The 15,199-nt window shown below is 71.0% G+C and carries 17 protein-coding genes; 11 read left to right on the top strand and 6 right to left on the bottom strand.

The window, feature by feature from the left end; all coding sequences use genetic code 11:
- The 3 genes from VED21_RS36925 to dnaQ form a co-directional block, all read left to right on the top strand.
- The coding region (locus VED21_RS36925) for a shikimate dehydrogenase (RefSeq protein ID WP_324891176.1) at positions 1-826 on the top strand (826 nt) is incomplete at its 5' end.
- 17 nt (positions 827-843) lie between these two features.
- Entirely contained in the window at positions 844-1,488 is a 645-nt protein-coding gene (gene coaE, locus VED21_RS36920; RefSeq protein WP_324891174.1) for a dephospho-CoA kinase, read from the top strand.
- Positions 1,481-2,164: a DNA polymerase III subunit epsilon gene (gene dnaQ, locus VED21_RS36915; RefSeq protein WP_324891172.1), complete on the top strand. Its 684-nt coding sequence runs from the start codon at positions 1,481-1,483 to the stop codon at positions 2,162-2,164. The genes coaE and dnaQ overlap by 8 nt, the downstream gene beginning before the upstream one ends.
- Before the next feature lie 98 nt (positions 2,165-2,262).
- Here dnaQ and VED21_RS36910 read toward each other — a convergent pair whose 3' ends face one another.
- The 3 genes from VED21_RS36910 to VED21_RS36900 are packed head-to-tail and all read right to left on the bottom strand — an operon-like array spanning position 2,263 to position 5,797.
- Positions 2,263-3,240 (bottom strand): quinone oxidoreductase, encoded by a 978-nt coding sequence (locus tag VED21_RS36910; protein WP_324891170.1) that lies wholly within the window; start codon positions 3,238-3,240, stop codon positions 2,263-2,265.
- 60 nt (positions 3,241-3,300) lie between these two features.
- Complete coding sequence (locus tag VED21_RS36905) at positions 3,301-3,774, bottom strand: methylated-DNA--[protein]-cysteine S-methyltransferase (protein WP_324891168.1); 474 nt, start codon at positions 3,772-3,774, stop codon at positions 3,301-3,303.
- A gap of 4 nt (positions 3,775-3,778) precedes the next feature.
- Complete coding sequence (locus VED21_RS36900; protein WP_324891166.1) at positions 3,779-5,797, bottom strand: thioredoxin domain-containing protein; 2,019 nt, start codon at positions 5,795-5,797, stop codon at positions 3,779-3,781.
- Between the two features lie 117 nt (positions 5,798-5,914).
- On the opposite strand from VED21_RS36900, the gene VED21_RS36895 reads away from it, so the two are divergent.
- The 8 genes from VED21_RS36895 to VED21_RS36860 all read left to right on the top strand — a co-directional run bounded on the left by VED21_RS36895 (position 5,915) and on the right by VED21_RS36860 (position 12,873).
- Positions 5,915-6,172, top strand: coding sequence for a DUF6489 family protein (locus VED21_RS36895; RefSeq protein WP_324891164.1), 258 nt, complete (start codon positions 5,915-5,917; stop codon positions 6,170-6,172).
- Positions 6,169-6,528, top strand: coding sequence for a (2Fe-2S) ferredoxin domain-containing protein (locus VED21_RS36890; protein WP_324891162.1), 360 nt, complete (start codon positions 6,169-6,171; stop codon positions 6,526-6,528). The genes VED21_RS36895 and VED21_RS36890 overlap by 4 nt, the downstream gene beginning before the upstream one ends.
- 44 nt (positions 6,529-6,572) lie before the next feature.
- A complete protein-coding gene (gene mnmE / locus VED21_RS36885; protein ID WP_324891160.1) occupies positions 6,573-7,904 on the top strand; it encodes a tRNA uridine-5-carboxymethylaminomethyl(34) synthesis GTPase MnmE in 1,332 nt (443 codons plus the stop codon).
- A gap of 78 nt (positions 7,905-7,982) precedes the next feature.
- Positions 7,983-9,845, top strand: a complete 1,863-nt coding sequence (gene mnmG / locus VED21_RS36880; RefSeq protein WP_324891158.1) for a tRNA uridine-5-carboxymethylaminomethyl(34) synthesis enzyme MnmG — start codon at positions 7,983-7,985, stop codon at positions 9,843-9,845.
- Positions 9,845-10,459 carry a 16S rRNA (guanine(527)-N(7))-methyltransferase RsmG gene (gene rsmG / locus VED21_RS36875; RefSeq protein WP_324891156.1) on the top strand — a complete coding sequence of 205 codons (615 nt, stop codon included), beginning with the start codon at positions 9,845-9,847 and terminating at the stop codon, positions 10,457-10,459. The genes mnmG and rsmG overlap by 1 nt, the downstream gene beginning before the upstream one ends.
- Before the next feature lie 49 nt (positions 10,460-10,508).
- Complete coding sequence (locus VED21_RS36870; protein WP_324891154.1) at positions 10,509-11,291, top strand: AAA family ATPase; 783 nt, start codon at positions 10,509-10,511, stop codon at positions 11,289-11,291.
- Complete coding sequence (locus VED21_RS36865; RefSeq protein ID WP_324891152.1) at positions 11,288-12,196, top strand: ParB/RepB/Spo0J family partition protein; 909 nt, start codon at positions 11,288-11,290, stop codon at positions 12,194-12,196. The genes VED21_RS36870 and VED21_RS36865 overlap by 4 nt, the downstream gene beginning before the upstream one ends.
- A gap of 17 nt (positions 12,197-12,213) precedes the next feature.
- Positions 12,214-12,873, top strand: coding sequence for a class I SAM-dependent methyltransferase (locus tag VED21_RS36860; RefSeq protein ID WP_324891150.1), 660 nt, complete (start codon positions 12,214-12,216; stop codon positions 12,871-12,873).
- 2 nt (positions 12,874-12,875) lie between these two features.
- Here the strand turns inward: VED21_RS36860 and VED21_RS36855 are convergent, their stop codons facing one another.
- The 3 genes from VED21_RS36855 to lptE all read right to left on the bottom strand — a co-directional run.
- Positions 12,876-13,667, bottom strand: a complete 792-nt coding sequence (locus tag VED21_RS36855) for a DUF3108 domain-containing protein (RefSeq protein ID WP_324891148.1) — start codon at positions 13,665-13,667, stop codon at positions 12,876-12,878.
- Positions 13,668-13,758: 91 nt separating this feature from the next.
- Positions 13,759-14,781: a DNA polymerase III subunit delta gene (gene holA / locus VED21_RS36850; protein WP_324891146.1), complete on the bottom strand. Its 1,023-nt coding sequence runs from the start codon at positions 14,779-14,781 to the stop codon at positions 13,759-13,761.
- Between the two features lie 15 nt (positions 14,782-14,796).
- A partial coding sequence (lptE, locus tag VED21_RS36845) for an LPS assembly lipoprotein LptE (protein WP_324891144.1) occupies positions 14,797-15,199 on the bottom strand: 403 nt, incomplete at its 5' end.

Genomic DNA, 15,199 nt, shown 5'->3' with positions numbered 1-15,199 from the left:
GGCCGGCGTCATGGGCTGGCCGGTCGGGCACTCGCGCTCGCCCCGGCTGCACGGCTTCTGGCTGGACAAGTACGGCATCGACGGCGCCTACGTCCCCCTCTCCGTCCCGCCGGAGCGTGCGGCGGAGGCCATCCGCGCCCTGCCCGCCCTGGGCCTGCGCGGCTGCAACGTCACCGTCCCGCACAAGGAGATCGCCGCCGCCTCCGTCGACCACCTGGACGAGTCGGCGCGGCGCGCGGGTGCAGTGAACACCATCGTGGTGCGCGAGGACGGCTTGCTGGAGGGCCGTAACACCGACGGCTTCGGCTTCGTCGAGAACCTGCGCGCCGGTGCGCCGGGCTGGCGCGCGGATGCCGGGCCGGCCGTGGTGGTCGGTGCCGGCGGCGCGGCGCGCGGCGTGATCGCCGCAATCCTCGACGCCGGCGCGCCGGAGGTCTGGCTGGTCAACCGCACGCGTGAGCGCGCCGACGCGCTGGCCGCCGACCTCGCCGCCACGCTTGGCCCGAAGACCCGTGTGTTCGATTGGGTTTCACGTGAAACGATCCTGGCCGAGGCGGCGCTGCTGGTGAACACCACCACCCAGGGCATGGCCGGCCAGCCGCCGCTCGACCTGGACCTCAGGCACCTGCCAGCATCGGCCGTGGTGACCGACATCGTCTACACCCCGCTGGTCACCCCGCTGCTGGCAGCGGCGGCCGAGCGCGGCCACCGCACGGTGGACGGCATCGGCATGCTGCTGCACCAGGCGCGCCCCGGCTTCGCCGCCTGGTTCGGCGTCGAGCCGGAGGTGACGGAGGAGCTGAAGGTCTTCGTCCTGGGGAGCTGACCGGCCATGGTGACGCTATGGTGATTTTGGGCCTCACCGGCTCCATCGGCATGGGTAAGAGCACGGCGGCGCGGATGCTGATGCGCATGGGCGTGCCGGTCTGCGATTCCGACGCGCTGGTGCACCGTCTCTACGGCCGCGGCGGCACGGCGGTGCCGGACATCGACGCCGCCTTCCCCGGCGTGGTGAATGACGGCCGGGTCGATCGCGCCGCCCTGGGCGCCGCCGTCTTCGGCAACCCCCCGGCGCTGAAGCGGCTGGAAGCGATCCTGCACCCCAAGGTGCGCGACGCGCAGCAGGCCTTCATCCGGCAGGCGGCGCTGCGCGGCGTGCGGGTCGTCTGCCTGGACATCCCGCTGCTGTTCGAGACGCACGGGGAGCGGCGCGTCGACCGCACCATCGTCGTCTCCGCCCCCTTTCCCGTGCAGAAAGCGCGTGTGCTGGCGCGGCCGGGCATGACGCCGGAGAAGTTCGCGGGTATCCTCGCCCGCCAGATGCCCGACGCGGAGAAGCGGCGGCGCGCCGATTTCGTGGTCCCGACCGGGGCCGGCCGCCTAAGCACGCGAAGGGCTCTGAAGGAAATAATTGCGAAAGCGAAACGTCTGCGCGGCCGGCACTGGCCGCCGCGCGGCTATCAGCCAGGGACCGTTGGGCATGCGTGAGATCGTCCTCGACACGGAAACCACCGGCTTCAAGCCGGAGGAAGGCCACCGGCTGGTCGAGATCGGCTGCGTGGAGGTGATCAACCACGTCCCCACCGGCCAGCGCTACCACGTCTACATCAATCCCCAACGCCCCGTGCCGCCCGACGCCATCGCCGTGCACGGCCTGACCGACGAGTTCCTGGCCGACAAGCCGGTGTTCACCGACGTCGTCGCCGACTTCGTGGCCTTCATCGCGGACTCGCCGCTGGTCATCCACAACGCCGCCTTCGACATGGCCTTCCTGAACTGGGAGCTGTGGCAGGCCGGCTACGAGCGCATGCCGATGGAGCGCGCCATCGACACGCTGGCCATGGCGCGCCAGCGCTTCCCCGGCGCCCCGGCCACGCTGGACGCGCTCTGCAAGCGCTTCGGCGTCGACAACTCCGGCCGCACGTTGCACGGCGCCTTGCTCGACGCCCAGCTGCTGGCCGAGGTGTACCTGGAACTGCGCGGCGGCCGTCAGGCCGGCCTGGCGCTGGCCGCCAAGGGCACGGCCAAGGGCGGCACGGCGGAAACCGCCCGCATCGAGCGCCCCTTCCGCCCCGCCCGCCCGCATACCCCCAGCGAGGCCGAACTGGCCGCCCACGCGGAGATGGTCGGCAAGATCAAGAACGCGCTGTGGGTGCAGGAATAGGCGGCGCGCGGTCGTTGGGTTTTGCGGCTGACGCCTCAACCCAACCTACGACGGCGCCGTAGGTTGGGTTGAGCGCAGCGAAAACCCAACGTCTCCCCTTACGGAATCAGCACCGTCGACCCGACGGTCTGGCGCGACTCCAGCGCCCGGTGCGCCTCCGCGGCGTCGCGCAGCGGGTAGGTCTGCCGCACCTCGATCTTCACCGCACCGCTGTGCACCACCTCGAACAGGTCGGCGGCGCTGGCCATCAGGTCCTCGCGCTTGGCGACGTAGGTGAACAGCGTCGGCCGCGTGACGTAGAGCGAGCCCTTGGCCGCCAGCGTCTGCAGCTCGAACGGCGGCACCGCGCCCGACGCGGCGCCGAACAGCACCATCAGCCCACGCGGCCGCAGGCAGTCCAGGCTGGCGTCGAAGGTCGTCTTGCCCACACCGTCGTAGACGACGGGAACGCCCTCCCCGCCCGTGATGCGCTTCACCGCCTCCACGAAGTTGTCGCGGGTGTAGACGATGGGGTGGTCGCAGCCGTGCGCGCGGGCCAGCTCCGCCTTCTCGTCGCTGCCGACGGTGCCGATCACCGTGGCGCCCAGGTGCTTGGCCCACTGGCAGAGGATCAGGCCCACGGCACCCGCCGCCGCCTGCACCAGGATCGTGTCGCCCGGCTGCACGCGGTAGGTGGAGCGCAGCAGGTACTGCGCTGTCATGCCCTGCAGCATCATGCCGGCGGCCTGCTGGTCGTCGATCCAGCTGGGCAGCGGCACCAGCCGGTCGGCGGCGATCAGCCGCTGCTCGCAATAGGCGCCGACACCCGGCGCGTAGGCGACGCGATCGCCTACCTTCAGGTCGCTGACGCCCGGCCCCGCCGCCTCCACCACGCCGGCGCCGGCGGCGCCGATGCAGGCCGGCAGCGGCAGCTTGTAGGCGCCGGTGCGATGGTACGTGTCGATGTAGTTGAGGCCGACGGCGGTGTGGCGCAGGCGGACCTCGCCGGGGCCGGGCTCGCCGACCTCGATCTCGTCCCAGCGCATCTTCTCCGGTCCGCCGGGTTCGTGGATGCGGATCGCGTGCACCTTGACCATGGGGGATGCTCCCTACCCTGTTGTTCTGCGTTGCGATGAGTTTAGCTTGAACGCGGCCGTTCAGGGAGCGGCTATCGAAACCGCCGGCACATGCGCCCGCTCGTGCGCCAGCAGCCAGCCCTTCGTCTCCAGCCCGCCGTGGCCGGAATAGCCGCCCGGCTTCCCCTGCCCGCCGACGACGCGGTGGCACGGGATGATGATGGGCAGCGGGTTGCGCCCGCACGCCCCGCCCACCGCCCGCGCCGCGGTGCCCAGCCGGTGCGCCAGGTCACCATAGGTCGCGGTGCGGGCGTAGGCGATCTCGCTCATGGCCGCCCACACCCGTTGCTGGAACGCGCTGCCGGCCGGCCGCAGCGGCAGGTCGAACGCCGCGCGCCGCCCGGCGAAATAGTCGGCGAGCTGCTGCGCCGCCGCGCGCAGCACCTCGTCCGGATCGTCCTGCGGCCCGGTAGCCCAGTCGAGGCTGGTCAGGGCACCCCCGGCGCTGCGCAGCACCAGGGGGCCGAGCGGGCTGTCGATGGTCAGAACGCCCATGCGGTCACCGTCCTGAGAGGGTGTCGGCCAGGGCCGCGGCGTCGGTCACCGGCGCCGAGCAGGCCATGCCCGAGCATACGTAGGCCGTCGGCCTGCCGTCCAGCATGCCCTTGCCCTGCGCCGGGTGCCCGTCTGGCAGCGCCGCACCCGGCGGCACGCTCACCAGCACGCGGTTGGGGAGCGACCGGCCGAGCACCGCGCGGCGCAGTGTGCGCGTGCCCTCCGCATTCGGGTCGCCGACGATGACCACCTGCGTGGCCGCGTTCAGCAGCTCGATGGCGTTCAGGTAGGTCGGCAGCGGGAAGAAGTTGCGCTCCAGCTCCCCGGCGAACGCCGTCACCAGCGCGTCGGCGCGGGTGCGGTGCGCCTCGTCGCCGGTGAGCAGCCACAGCCGCGCGTGCACGCCGACCATGGTGCCGTTGCCCGACGGTGTCGCCGCGTCGTGCGCCGACTTGGTGCGGACGATCAGGTCGCCGGCATCGTCCGCCGTGAGGAAGTAGCCGCCGCGCTCGCCGTCCCAATAGTGCTTGTCCAGCACAGCGGCGAGCGCCTCGGCCTCCGCGATCGTCGCCGGGTTGCCGGTGGCCTCGTACAGCGCCAGCGCGGCGCGCGCCATGTTGGCGTAGTCGTCGAGCGTCGCCGGGTGCCTGCGCTGCCCGGCGCGCCAGGAGTGGAAAAGCCGGCCGTCCACCGTCATGCGCGTGCGCACGAAGGTGAAGGCGCGCCGCGCCGCGTCGATCCACGCCGGCTCGTCGAACGCCATGCCGGCGTTGGCCAGCGCCGCGATCATCAGCCCGTTCCAGTCGGCCAGAACCTTGTCGTCCCATCCCGGCCGGACGCGGTCGGCGCGCGCGTCGAACAGCACGCCGCGCAGGTTGGCCAGCCTGGTCTCCGTCTCCGCATCGCCCAGCGCCAGATGGTCCAGGCGGTTGAGGATGGTGTGTCCCTCGAAGTTGCCGGCCCCCGTCACGTCGTACCAGCGCTTGAACAGCGGCGCGTCGGTGCCCAGCAGCCGGTCGACCTCCGCCTCGCTCCAGACGTAGAACTTGCCCTCCTCGCCCTCGCTGTCGGCGTCCAGCGTGCTGGCGAAGGCGCCACCCTCGGCCACCATCTCGCGCAGCACCCAGGCCACCGTCTCGCGCACCCGCATCTCGAACAGCGGTTCGCCGGTGTCCTGCCAGACCAGCGTGAGCAGGTCGAGCAGTTCGGCGTTGTCGTACAGCATCTTCTCGAAGTGCGGGACCAGCCACGCCTCGTCCACCGAATAGCGAGCGAAGCCGCCGCCCAGGTGGTCGTAGATGCCGCCCTGGCACATGTGCGTCAGCGTGGTCAGCACCGCCCGCCGATAGGTGTCCTTCCCGGTGCGCAGCGCCGCGCGCCACAGCAGCTCGAACAGCGGCACCTGCGGGAACTTCGGCGCGCGGCCGATGCCGCCGTGCGCCATGTCGACCTCGTTCAGCAGCCGTTCGGCCACGTGGTCGATGATGCGGGGATCGACGCCGTCGCCCGTGCGGTTGTCGGCCAGCGTCGACAGCGCATCCCGAAGCGCCGTGACGTTGCGGTCGATCTTCTCGGGCTCGCGCCGGTACGTCGCGGCCACGCCGCGCAGCACCTCGGCGAAGCCCGGCCGGCCATAGCGCGGCGCTGGCGGGAAGTAGGTGCCGCCCCAGAACGGCTCGCCCGCCGGCGTCAGGAACATGGTCAGCGGCCAGCCGCCGTGCTGGCCCAGCAGGGCCAGGGCGCTCTGGTAGATGTGGTCGACGTCCGGCCGCTCCTCCCGGTCGACCTTCACGTTGACGAACAGGTCGTTCATCAGCGCGGCGATCTCCGGGTTCTCGAAGCTCTCGTGCGCCATGACGTGGCACCAGTGGCAGGCGGCGTAGCCGACCGACAGCAGGATCGGCTTGTCCTCCGCCTTGGCGCGGGCGAACGCCCCCTCGCCCCAGGGCATCCAGTGGACGGGGTTGTCCTTGTGCTGGAGAAGGTACGGGCTGGTTTCCTGGCCCAGAAGATTGGCGGACATAGCAATGGATTCCCTGGGGAGCGGAGGTGGTGCGCATTAAGGATGGGGCGGGCCGGTCGTTGCGCCAGTTCCGCCTATCTGTATAGTGAACCGTGACCCGACGAAGGGGACCTCCCTATGAAGATCACCATCGACGTCGACTGCACGCCCGAGGAGGCGCGCACCTTCCTGGGCCTGCCCGACGTGAAGCCGATGCAGGAAGCCCTGATGAAGGAAGTGCAGAACCGCATGACGGCCAGCCTGCACGCCATGGATCCCGAAACGATGCTGAAAACGTGGCTGCCCGCCGGCATCCAGGGGTTCGAACAGATGCAGAAGATGTTCTGGAACCAGATGGCCTCGGCCATGGGCAACCCGAAGGACGGAAAGAAGTGAGCGACCTGAAGCCCTATTTCGAAGCGCACGTGTTCTGCTGCACCAACCGCCGCCCGGATGGGCACAAGCGCGGCAGCTGCGCCGCGCGCGGGTCGGAGAAGCTGCGCGACTACATGAAGGCGCGCTCCAAGGAGCTGGGGCTGGAGCCGCGGATCCGCATCAACGCGGCCGGCTGCCTCGACCGCTGCGAACTGGGCCCGACCCTGGTCGTCTACCCCGAAGGCGTTTGGTACACCTATCACTCGCCGGCCGACATCGACGAGATCCTGCAGACGCACCTTGTCGAGGGGCGCCGCGTCGACCGCCTGATGCTGACTCCCGAGCAGCGCACGCTGCGGCCCGACCAGCTGGGCTGAACCCGCCGAAGCACCTCCACCGAAGCACCCCCACCCAAGCACAGATGACCGCAACGATCTTCGCTCTCGCCACCGCCCCCGGCCGCGCCGGTGTGGCGGTGGTTCGCGTTTCGGGCCCTGCCTCCAGCGAGGCCCTGACGGCACTGACCCGCCGCGCGCTGCCGGCGCCGCGCGTCGCCACGCTGACCGCGCTGCGCGATCCCGGCACCGGCGAGGCGCTGGACGACGCCCTGGTGCTGTGGTTCCCCGGCCCGAAGAGCTTCACCGGCGAGGACGTGGTGGAGCTGCACCTGCACGGCGGCCGCGCCGTGGTGGCCGGCGTTGTGGAGGCGCTGGCCGCCCTGCCCGGCCTGCGCGTCGCCGAACCGGGCGAGTTCACCCGCCGGGCCTTCGAGAACGGCAAGCTCGACCTGACCGCCGCCGAAGGCCTTGCCGACCTGGTGGACGCCGAGACGTCGGCGCAACGCCGGCAGGCGCTGCGGCAGATGGAAGGCGCGCTCGGCCGCGTCTACGAGTCCTGGCGCCTGCGCCTGACCCGCGCGCTGGCGCACATCGAGGCCGACATCGACTTCCCCGAAGAGGACCTCCCCGGCGGCGTGGCCGACGCCGTGCGGCCGGAGCTGGAGGCCCTCGCCACCGAGATCGGCGCGCATCTGGCCGACGGGCGCCGGGGTGAGCGGTTGCGCGAGGGGCTGCACATCGCCATCGTCGGCGCGCCCAACGCCGGCAAGTCCAGCCTGCTGAACGCGCTGGCCCGTCGTGAGGCGGCCATCGTCTCGGCACGGGCCGGCACGACCCGCGACGTGATAGAGGTGCACCTCGATCTCGGCGGTTTCCCCGTGGTGCTGGCCGACACCGCCGGCCTGCGTGAGGCGGCGGGCGACGAGATCGAGGAGGAGGGCATCCGCCGCGCGCTGGACCGCGCGGCGTCCGCCGACCTGAAGATCGCCGTCTTCGACGCCACCGCCCTGCCCGCGCTGGACGCCGCGACCCTGGCGCTCGTCGACGGGGGGACCGTTGTCGTGATCAACAAGACGGACCTCGCCTTGGCCAACGTGGAGAGCGTAGGTGACCGGAACGCGCTGGCGGTGTCGGCGCGCACCGGCGCGGGGCTGCGGGAGCTGGAAGCGGCGCTCGCCGAACTGGCCGGTGCGCGCATGGCCGGCACGGGCGCCCCGGCCTTGACCCGCGCGCGGCATCGCTCGGCGTTGGAGGAGTGCCGCGATGCGCTGGCGCGCGCGCTGAGCGCGCCTCTTCCGGAGTTGGCGGCGGAGGACGTGCGGCTGGCCAGCCGGGCGCTGGGGCGGATCACAGGGCGGGTGGATGTGGAAGACCTGCTCGACGTGATCTTCCGGGACTTCTGCATCGGGAAGTGATGTTTCACGTGAAACACGGCTGAGCGGAGCCGACCTCCCCTCTTGGCGTGGCGGGCGATTTCTCTTATGGTCGCGCCCATGCGGAAATTCGACGTCATTGTTGTCGGCGGCGGCCATGCGGGCTGTGAAGCGGCTGCCGCGGCGGCGCGCGTTGGCGCGCGCACCCTCCTTCTCACGCACAAGGTCGAAACGATCGGTGAGATGTCCTGCAACCCGGCCATCGGCGGCTTGGCCAAGGGGCACCTCGTCCGGGAGATCGACGCGCTGGACGGTGTCATGGGCCGGGTCATCGACCGGGCCGGCATCCAATTCCGGATCCTGAACCGGTCGAAGGGCCCTGCCGTTCGCGGGCCGCGCGCCCAGGCCGACCGCAAGCTGTACCGGCAGGCGATGCAGGCCGTTCTGGCCGAGCAGGAGAATCTGACGATCGCGGCGGGCGGTGCGGAGGATCTGATTGCCGAGAACGGCCGCATCATTGGCGTCGTCACCGGCACGGGCGAAACCATCATGGCCGGCGCGGTCGTGCTGACGACCGGCACCTTCCTGCGCGGCTTGATCCACATGGGCGAGGAGACGACGCCGGCCGGCCGCGTCGGCGAAGCGCCGTCGCTCGGCCTGTCGGACGCGCTGGCCCGCTTCGGCTTTCCGCTCGGGCGACTGAAGACCGGCACCCCGCCGCGACTGGACGGCCGCACCATCGACTGGGACGCGCTGGAGAAGCAGCCGGGCGACTTCCCACCCCCGCCCTTCTCCTACCTGACGGAGCGCATCGACACGCCCCAGGTGGACTGCGCCATCACCTGGACGACGCCGGAGGCGCACGCGCTGATCCGCGCCAACCTGCACCGCGCGCCGATGTACTCCGGCCAGATCCAGAGCACGGGGCCGCGCTACTGCCCCTCCATCGAGGACAAAGTGGTCCGCTTCGCCGACAAGGAGCGGCACCAGATCTTCCTGGAGCCGGAGGGGCTCGACGACGACACCGTCTATCCGAACGGCATCTCCACCTCCCTGCCCCGCGAGGTGCAGCTCGGCATCCTGAAGAGCATGCCGGGGCTGGAGCGCACGGTGATGGTGCGCCCCGGCTACGCCATCGAGTACGACTTCGTCGATCCGCGCGAGCTGAAGCCGACGCTGGAGACGAAGCGCGTCGCCGGCCTCTTCTTCGCCGGGCAGATCAATGGCACCACGGGGTACGAGGAGGCCGCCGCGCAGGGGCTGATGGCCGGCGTAAACGCCGCGCTGCTCACCGGCGGGTCGGATGAGGGGTTCGTGCTGGATCGCGCCGACGCCTACATCGGCGTGCTGATCGACGACCTGATCACGCGCGGCACCAACGAGCCGTACCGCATGTTCACCTCGCGCGCCGAGTACCGGCTGCTGCTGCGCGCCGACAACGCGGACCAGCGGCTGACGCCGAAGGGCCTGTCGGTCGGCTGCGTCGGCACGCTCCGCGCCGACGCGTTCGGGCGCAAGGCGGCGGCGCTGGACGCCGGCCGTGCGCTCGCCCGGTCGCTGAACGCGACCCCGGCGGAGCTGCAGCGCATGGGCATCGCCGTGAACCAGGACGGTGTGCGCCGGTCCGCCGCCGACCTGCTCCGCTACCCGGAGATCGACTTGTCCGTTCTGTCCCGCGTCTGGCCGGAGCTGGGCGAGGTGCCGGCCGACATCGGCGAACAGCTGGAGATCGACGGCAAGTACGCCGGCTACCTCGACCGGCAGGAGGCGGACATCCGCGCCTTCCGCAAGGACGAGCAACTCGCCCTGCCCGACGACCTGGACGTGGACGCGATCGGCAGCCTGTCGACGGAGATCCGGCAGAAGCTGCGACAGGCGCGTCCGGCAACGCTGGGTGCGGCGGCGCGCATTCCCGGCGTGACGCCGGCGGCGTTGGTGGCGCTGCTGCGCCACGTGAAGCGCCGCGACGCGAAGGTGGCGTGATGGCGCGCACCGACGCGGCGGCGTTCCAGCGCACCACCGGTGTTTCACGTGAAACACTGGAGCGCTTCACGGCTTACGAGGCCGTGCTGCGCAAGTGGCAGAAGAGCATCAACCTCGTCGGCCCAAAGACGCTGGACGACGTCTGGGGCCGCCACTTCCTCGATTCGGCACAGCTCCATCCCCTTCTCCCGGAGGGTGCCCGAGTCGTGGTCGATCTAGGCAGCGGCGCCGGTTTCCCCGGTCTTGTGCTGGCGATCCTCGGCGTGCCGGAGATGCACCTGATCGAGAGCGACGCCCGCAAGGCCGCCTTCCTGCGTGAGGCGGCGCGCGCGACCGGCGTGTCGGTGACGGTGCACAACAAGCGGATCGAGGCGGTTGAACCTTTCCGCGCCGACGCAGTCACCGCCCGCGCCCTGGCGCCGCTGGCCGACCTGCTGTCCTGGGCACACCCATTCCTCGGCGACGGCGGCACGGCGGTGTTCCTCAAGGGCCAAAATGTGGAGGACGAGTTGACCGCTACCACCAAATATTGGAAGATGCGCGTCGAACGGTTCGACAGCCTCACCGATCCGACCGGCACCATCCTGCGCCTGAGTGGTATCGCCCGTGTCTGACCTCGCCAGCTTCCCTTCGTCACGCATCAAGGCTCACCGAGAGGCCGCCATGCCCCCAGTCCGCGTGATCGCCATCGCCAACCAGAAAGGTGGCGTCGGCAAGACCACGACCGCCATCAATCTGGCCACCGCCCTCGCCTCCGTCGGCAAGCGCGTCCTGGTGGTCGACCTCGACCCGCAGGGCAACGCCTCGACCGGCCTCGGCATCCCGCGGGCCAAGCGCGGCGTCGGCAGCTACGACGTGCTGTTCGACGGCATGCCGCTGGAAAAGGCGGCGGTGCCCTCGAACGTGCCGAACCTGTCGATCGTCACCTCGTCGGTGGAGCTGTCCGGCGCGGAGATCGAGCTGGTCAACGCCGAGCAGCGCGAGTTCCGCCTGCGCGAGGCGGTGGCGCAGAGCGCGCTCGAATACGACTATGTGCTGATCGACTGCCCGCCGGCGCTGGGTCTGCTGACGCTGAACGCGCTGGTGGCGGCGAACGCCGTCATGGTGCCGCTGCAGTGCGAGTTCTACGCGCTGGAGGGCCTCAGCCATCTGGTGCGCACGATCGAGCGTGTGAAGCGCACCTTCAATCCGGACCTGGACATCCACGGCGTCGTGCTGACCATGTTCGACAAGCGCAACAACCTCTCCGACATGGTGGCCGCCGACGTGCGCGGCTTCTTCGGCGAGAAGGTCTACGACACGGTGATCCCGCGCAACGTGAAGGTGTCGGAGGCGCCGTCGCACGGCAAGCCGGTGCTCATCTACGACATGCGCTGCCCGGGCGCGCAGGCGTACATCAACCTGGCCGGCGAAGTGCTGCGCCGTGAGAAGAGGCTGGCGGCGTGAGCGAAGAGGCGAAGCGTTCGGATTCCGGCCGGCGGGCCAGCCTCGGCCGTGGCCTGTCCGCCCTGTTCGGCGAGGAGACGGAGGACTACTCCGCCCTCGATAAGGTCCGGCAGTCGAAGACCGTCCCGATCGAGTATCTGCAGCCCGGCCGCTACCAGCCGCGCCGCCAGTTCGACAACGAGGCGCTGAAGGGTCTTGTCGAGTCGATCCGCGAGAAGGGCATTCTCCAGCCGCTGCTGGTCCGCCGGGTGCCGGGCGGGGCCTCGAATCAGTTCGAGATCATCGCCGGCGAGCGGCGCTGGCGCGCCGCGCAGCTGGGCGGCCTGCCCGAGGTGCCGGTCGTCATCCGCGAGCTGACCGACGCCGAGGCGCTGGAAATCGCGCTGGTCGAGAACATCCAGCGCGAGGACCTGACTCCGCTCGAAGAGGCGGAAGGCTACAAGCGCCTGATGGAGGAGTTCGAGCACACGCAGGAGGATCTGGCCCGCGTGGTCGGCAAGAGCCGCAGCCACGTCGCCAACATGATGCGCCTGCTGGCCCTGCCCGACGACGTCAAGCGCATGGTCGAGAAGGGCGAGCTGAGCGCCGGCCACGCCCGCGCCCTGCTCACCTCCGACGACCCGGTGAACACGGCGCGCGAGGTGCTGAAGCGCGGCCTCAACGTCCGCCAGACCGAAGACTTCGTGCGGGGCGGCGAGGCGGTGAAGCCGAAGGGCGCCAAGCGGGGCGATGGCGGTGGCGGCGGCAAGGACGCCGACCTGCTGAACCTGGAGGCGGAGATCTCCGCCTCCATCGGCCTCAAGGTGTCGATCAACCCGCAGGGCCAGGCCGGCACCGTGCTGATCCAGTACCAGACGCTGGACCAGCTGGACGACGTGCTTCGCCGCCTGGGCGGCGAGCGCTGAACCGGGAGCCGGCGGGGATGACCGACGCGGCGGTGCACGCCGGGCAGGCGGCCTACAAGGGATGGGTCCTGCGCTGGGTCTACGATCTCTGGGTGCTGGGGGTGTCCAACCACCGGATCTGGAAGTGCCCGACGGCGCGCCTGCGGGCGCACTGCGAGGCCAACCTGTCGGCCAACCATTTGGACGTGGGCGTCGGCACCGGCTACTACCTGGACCGCTGCCGCTTCCCCTCCCCCACCCCGCGGCTGGCGCTGATGGACCTCAACCCCAACAGCCTGGAGCACGCCGGGGCGCGGGCGGCGCGCTACGCGCCGGAGCTGCTCCGCCGCAACGTGCTGGCGCCGATCGCCTATGACGGGAGCGGCTTCGACTCGGTCGGGCTGATGTACCTGCTGCACTGCCTGCCCGGCCGGCTGGAGGAGAAGGCGGTCGCGTTCGACCATCTGCGGCCGCTGATGAACCCCGGTGCTGTGGTGTTCGGCGCCACGCTCGTCCAGGGCGACGCCCCGCGCAGCGCGGTGGCGCGGCGCCTGATGGACGTCTACAACGCCAAGGGCGTCTTCTCCAACCGCGACGACACGGTCGAAGGCTTGCGCGCCGAGCTGGCCAAGCGCTTCGTCCGGCCGGAGGTGGAACTGGTGGGCTGCGCCGCCGTCTTCCGGGCTGTGGCGGAGTAGCGTCAGGGCACGACGCGCACACCTGTCGTGTGCACGTAGAACGACCCGACGTTCGTCTCCACCTCCATCTGGACGGGCACCACCCTGCCCTGCGGTTCGACGCGCATGAACCAGAGCTTGGCCGTGCGGTCGACGCCCTGCACGAAGAACTTCTCCGGGTTGAGATCCCTCTGGAAGCCGGCCACGGGGCGCAGCGTCACCTGGCAGGCGTCTGCCGGGCCGGCGGCCATGCGCCGGGTCGATGGCTCCAGAACCTCGCGGCCCAGCGGCGTCATCAGCACGTCGTAGCGGCGGCGCCCGTCGTAGACCGGATAGCGGCCGGTGCAGGCGGATGCGCCACCCGCCGCGGCGATCACCGCGGCGCCGACGCTCAGCGGGTCGGCGGTGCCGCGAGTCGCCTCCTCGGGGATCAGCTTGGCGTCGTCGGGATCGCGGGGCGGCTCCATCCGCACCGCCGGCGCGGCGCCGGAAAAGTCCATGCGCAGCACGTCGCGCTTGCGGCGGAGCTGCCGCTCGCTCCTGAAGCGCGCCGGCCTGACCGACGGGTTGCCGAGCGTGCCGGCGGCTTCCGCCTCATAACGGAAGGTGGTGAAGAGCGTGATCCACGAGGCCCAGCCGGCGTCGACGCGGATCGCGTACGGACCGCTCGTGGTGCCGGCGGCGTCCAGGCGCAACGTCCCCTCGGCGATGCGCAGGCCACCGCCGTAGGCGGTGAAGTCCAGTTCCAGCGTGGCGGCTCCGGCCGGGCCGGTGGCGAGCAGGGCGAACGCGGTGGCGAGGACGGCGGGGCGCATTCCGGTGCACGGCGGAGGTTGCGGGCACTGGAAACATCGCGCGGCCGGGGGCCGCGTCCAGGCGCCCCCTCCCTATGCGCCGGCCCCTGCCCTACCGGCGGGCCAGCGAGGCGATCTGGAACAGGACGCGGGCGCAGATGGTCTGGTCGGGCATGTTGGTGCGCTTGCACTCGGCCTCGGCCTCGGTCAGGCGGTCGAGTGCCTGACGAACCAGGGGGGGCGTCCAGCGCCGCGCCTGCCCCGTGAAGCGCGCCTTCATCTTGTAGAAGACCGGCGGGCGCAGCGACTCGACGGCGGCATCCGGCGACTTGCCGGCGGCGACCTGCGCGGCGACCAAGTGCAGGCGCTGGAAATGGCGCTGCGCGCCCCGCAGGATCGGCACCGGGACGACACCCTCGGCGAACAGCCGGGCCAGCGAGCGGTCGAGCGCCGCGAAGTCGCCGTCGGCGGCGGCCCAGATGGGCTGGTCCATCTCCAGCGTCGCGCTGTCGCCGACGCAGGCCTGCACGTGCTCCAGCGTCACGCGTTTGTCCGTGCCCATGTAGAGCGCCAGCTTGTCGATCTCGCCGCGCGCCACCAGACGGTCGCCCACGAGGTTGGCGGCGAGAAAGCCGATGGCGTCCGGGTCGGCCTGCAGCCCGTGCGCCTGCAGAAGGTCGGCGACGACGCGGCCGAGCGACGCCTCCTCCTCCACATAGCAGGGAATGGCGGCGCCGGCGTCGGCCCCTTCGAACAGCAGGCGCAGCTTGGACCGGGCGCTGAGGTCGCCGGACTCGACGACGATCAGCGTGTCGCCCGGCGGCGGGGCCGCGAAGAAGCTGGTGAAGGCGGAGGTCGTGTTGTCCTCGGCGTCGCGCACGCGCACCAGCCGGCGCCCGCCGGTCAGCGCGATGGCGGCGGCCTCGTCGGCCAGACGGGCCGGATCCTCGGCCAGGGCCTTGCCGTAGAACTCGGCGACTCGGAACGGATCGGCGAGGTCGGGCACCACCAGCTTGCCCAGCGCGGTGGCGCGGTCGCGCACCAGGCCGGCGTCGGGGCCATAGAGCAGCACCGCCCGCACCTTCGGGTCGGGATTCCGAAGGAACGCGTCGACCGCCTTGCCCTGCAGTTTCACGGCGTGATGGTCGCCTTAGTTGCCGCGGGCGAAGTACATCGCCACGCGGTTGGTGATCTCGTCGGAGATCTGGATGAGCCCCCGCTCGTAGGCGTTGTCCACCGTCTGTAGGGCGCCGTAGTGCTCCTCCAGCACGTTGTAGCCGATCAGCGCGCGGCTGCTGGCCTGGAAGACCACCTTGCCGCTGCTGGTGTCCACGAGCTTGTAGGGCACGTTGAGCACTAGCTGCGCGCGCTCCGCCGAAGCGTCCTTACGCAGCGCCAGCTTCTGCTCGAACGCGGTGATCGAGGCGTCCAGCCGGTGCGTCGTCTTCGACGGGCGCGTGTCCGGGTAGAAGCGGTCGATCAGCAGGTTGCGCAGCTGCTGGCCGTGCCGGTCGGGCAGGTTGGCGATGTCGACCTGGGCCAGCTTGTCGGCC

Origin of the sequence: Azospirillum sp. (assembly GCF_035627195.1) — a bacterium.
In the GTDB taxonomy this organism is placed as follows: domain Bacteria; phylum Pseudomonadota; class Alphaproteobacteria; order Azospirillales; family Azospirillaceae; genus Azospirillum.
Note: the sequence above shows the minus strand (reverse complement) of the source record. Positions and strands in the feature narration are given on the sequence as shown.

What these genes read in the sequence shown, in the direction of transcription:
- coaE (WP_324891174.1), top strand. Translation starts at nt 844, where the DNA reads ATGGTGATTTTGGGCCTCACCGGCTCCATCGGCATGGGTAAGAGCACG.
- dnaQ (WP_324891172.1), top strand. Translation starts at nt 1,481, where the DNA reads ATGCGTGAGATCGTCCTCGACACGGAAACCACCGGCTTCAAGCCGGAG.
- VED21_RS36910 (WP_324891170.1), bottom strand. Translation starts at nt 3,240, where the DNA reads ATGGTCAAGGTGCACGCGATCCGCATCCACGAACCCGGCGGACCGGAG.
- VED21_RS36905 (WP_324891168.1), bottom strand. Translation starts at nt 3,774, where the DNA reads ATGGGCGTTCTGACCATCGACAGCCCGCTCGGCCCCCTGGTGCTGCGC.
- VED21_RS36900 (WP_324891166.1), bottom strand. Translation starts at nt 5,797, where the DNA reads ATGTCCGCCAATCTTCTGGGCCAGGAAACCAGCCCGTACCTTCTCCAG.
- VED21_RS36895 (WP_324891164.1), top strand. Translation starts at nt 5,915, where the DNA reads ATGAAGATCACCATCGACGTCGACTGCACGCCCGAGGAGGCGCGCACC.
- mnmE (WP_324891160.1), top strand. Translation starts at nt 6,573, where the DNA reads ATGACCGCAACGATCTTCGCTCTCGCCACCGCCCCCGGCCGCGCCGGT.
- mnmG (WP_324891158.1), top strand. Translation starts at nt 7,983, where the DNA reads ATGCGGAAATTCGACGTCATTGTTGTCGGCGGCGGCCATGCGGGCTGT.
- rsmG (WP_324891156.1), top strand. Translation starts at nt 9,845, where the DNA reads ATGGCGCGCACCGACGCGGCGGCGTTCCAGCGCACCACCGGTGTTTCA.
- VED21_RS36870 (WP_324891154.1), top strand. Translation starts at nt 10,509, where the DNA reads ATGCCCCCAGTCCGCGTGATCGCCATCGCCAACCAGAAAGGTGGCGTC.
- VED21_RS36860 (WP_324891150.1), top strand. Translation starts at nt 12,214, where the DNA reads ATGACCGACGCGGCGGTGCACGCCGGGCAGGCGGCCTACAAGGGATGG.
- VED21_RS36855 (WP_324891148.1), bottom strand. Translation starts at nt 13,667, where the DNA reads ATGCGCCCCGCCGTCCTCGCCACCGCGTTCGCCCTGCTCGCCACCGGC.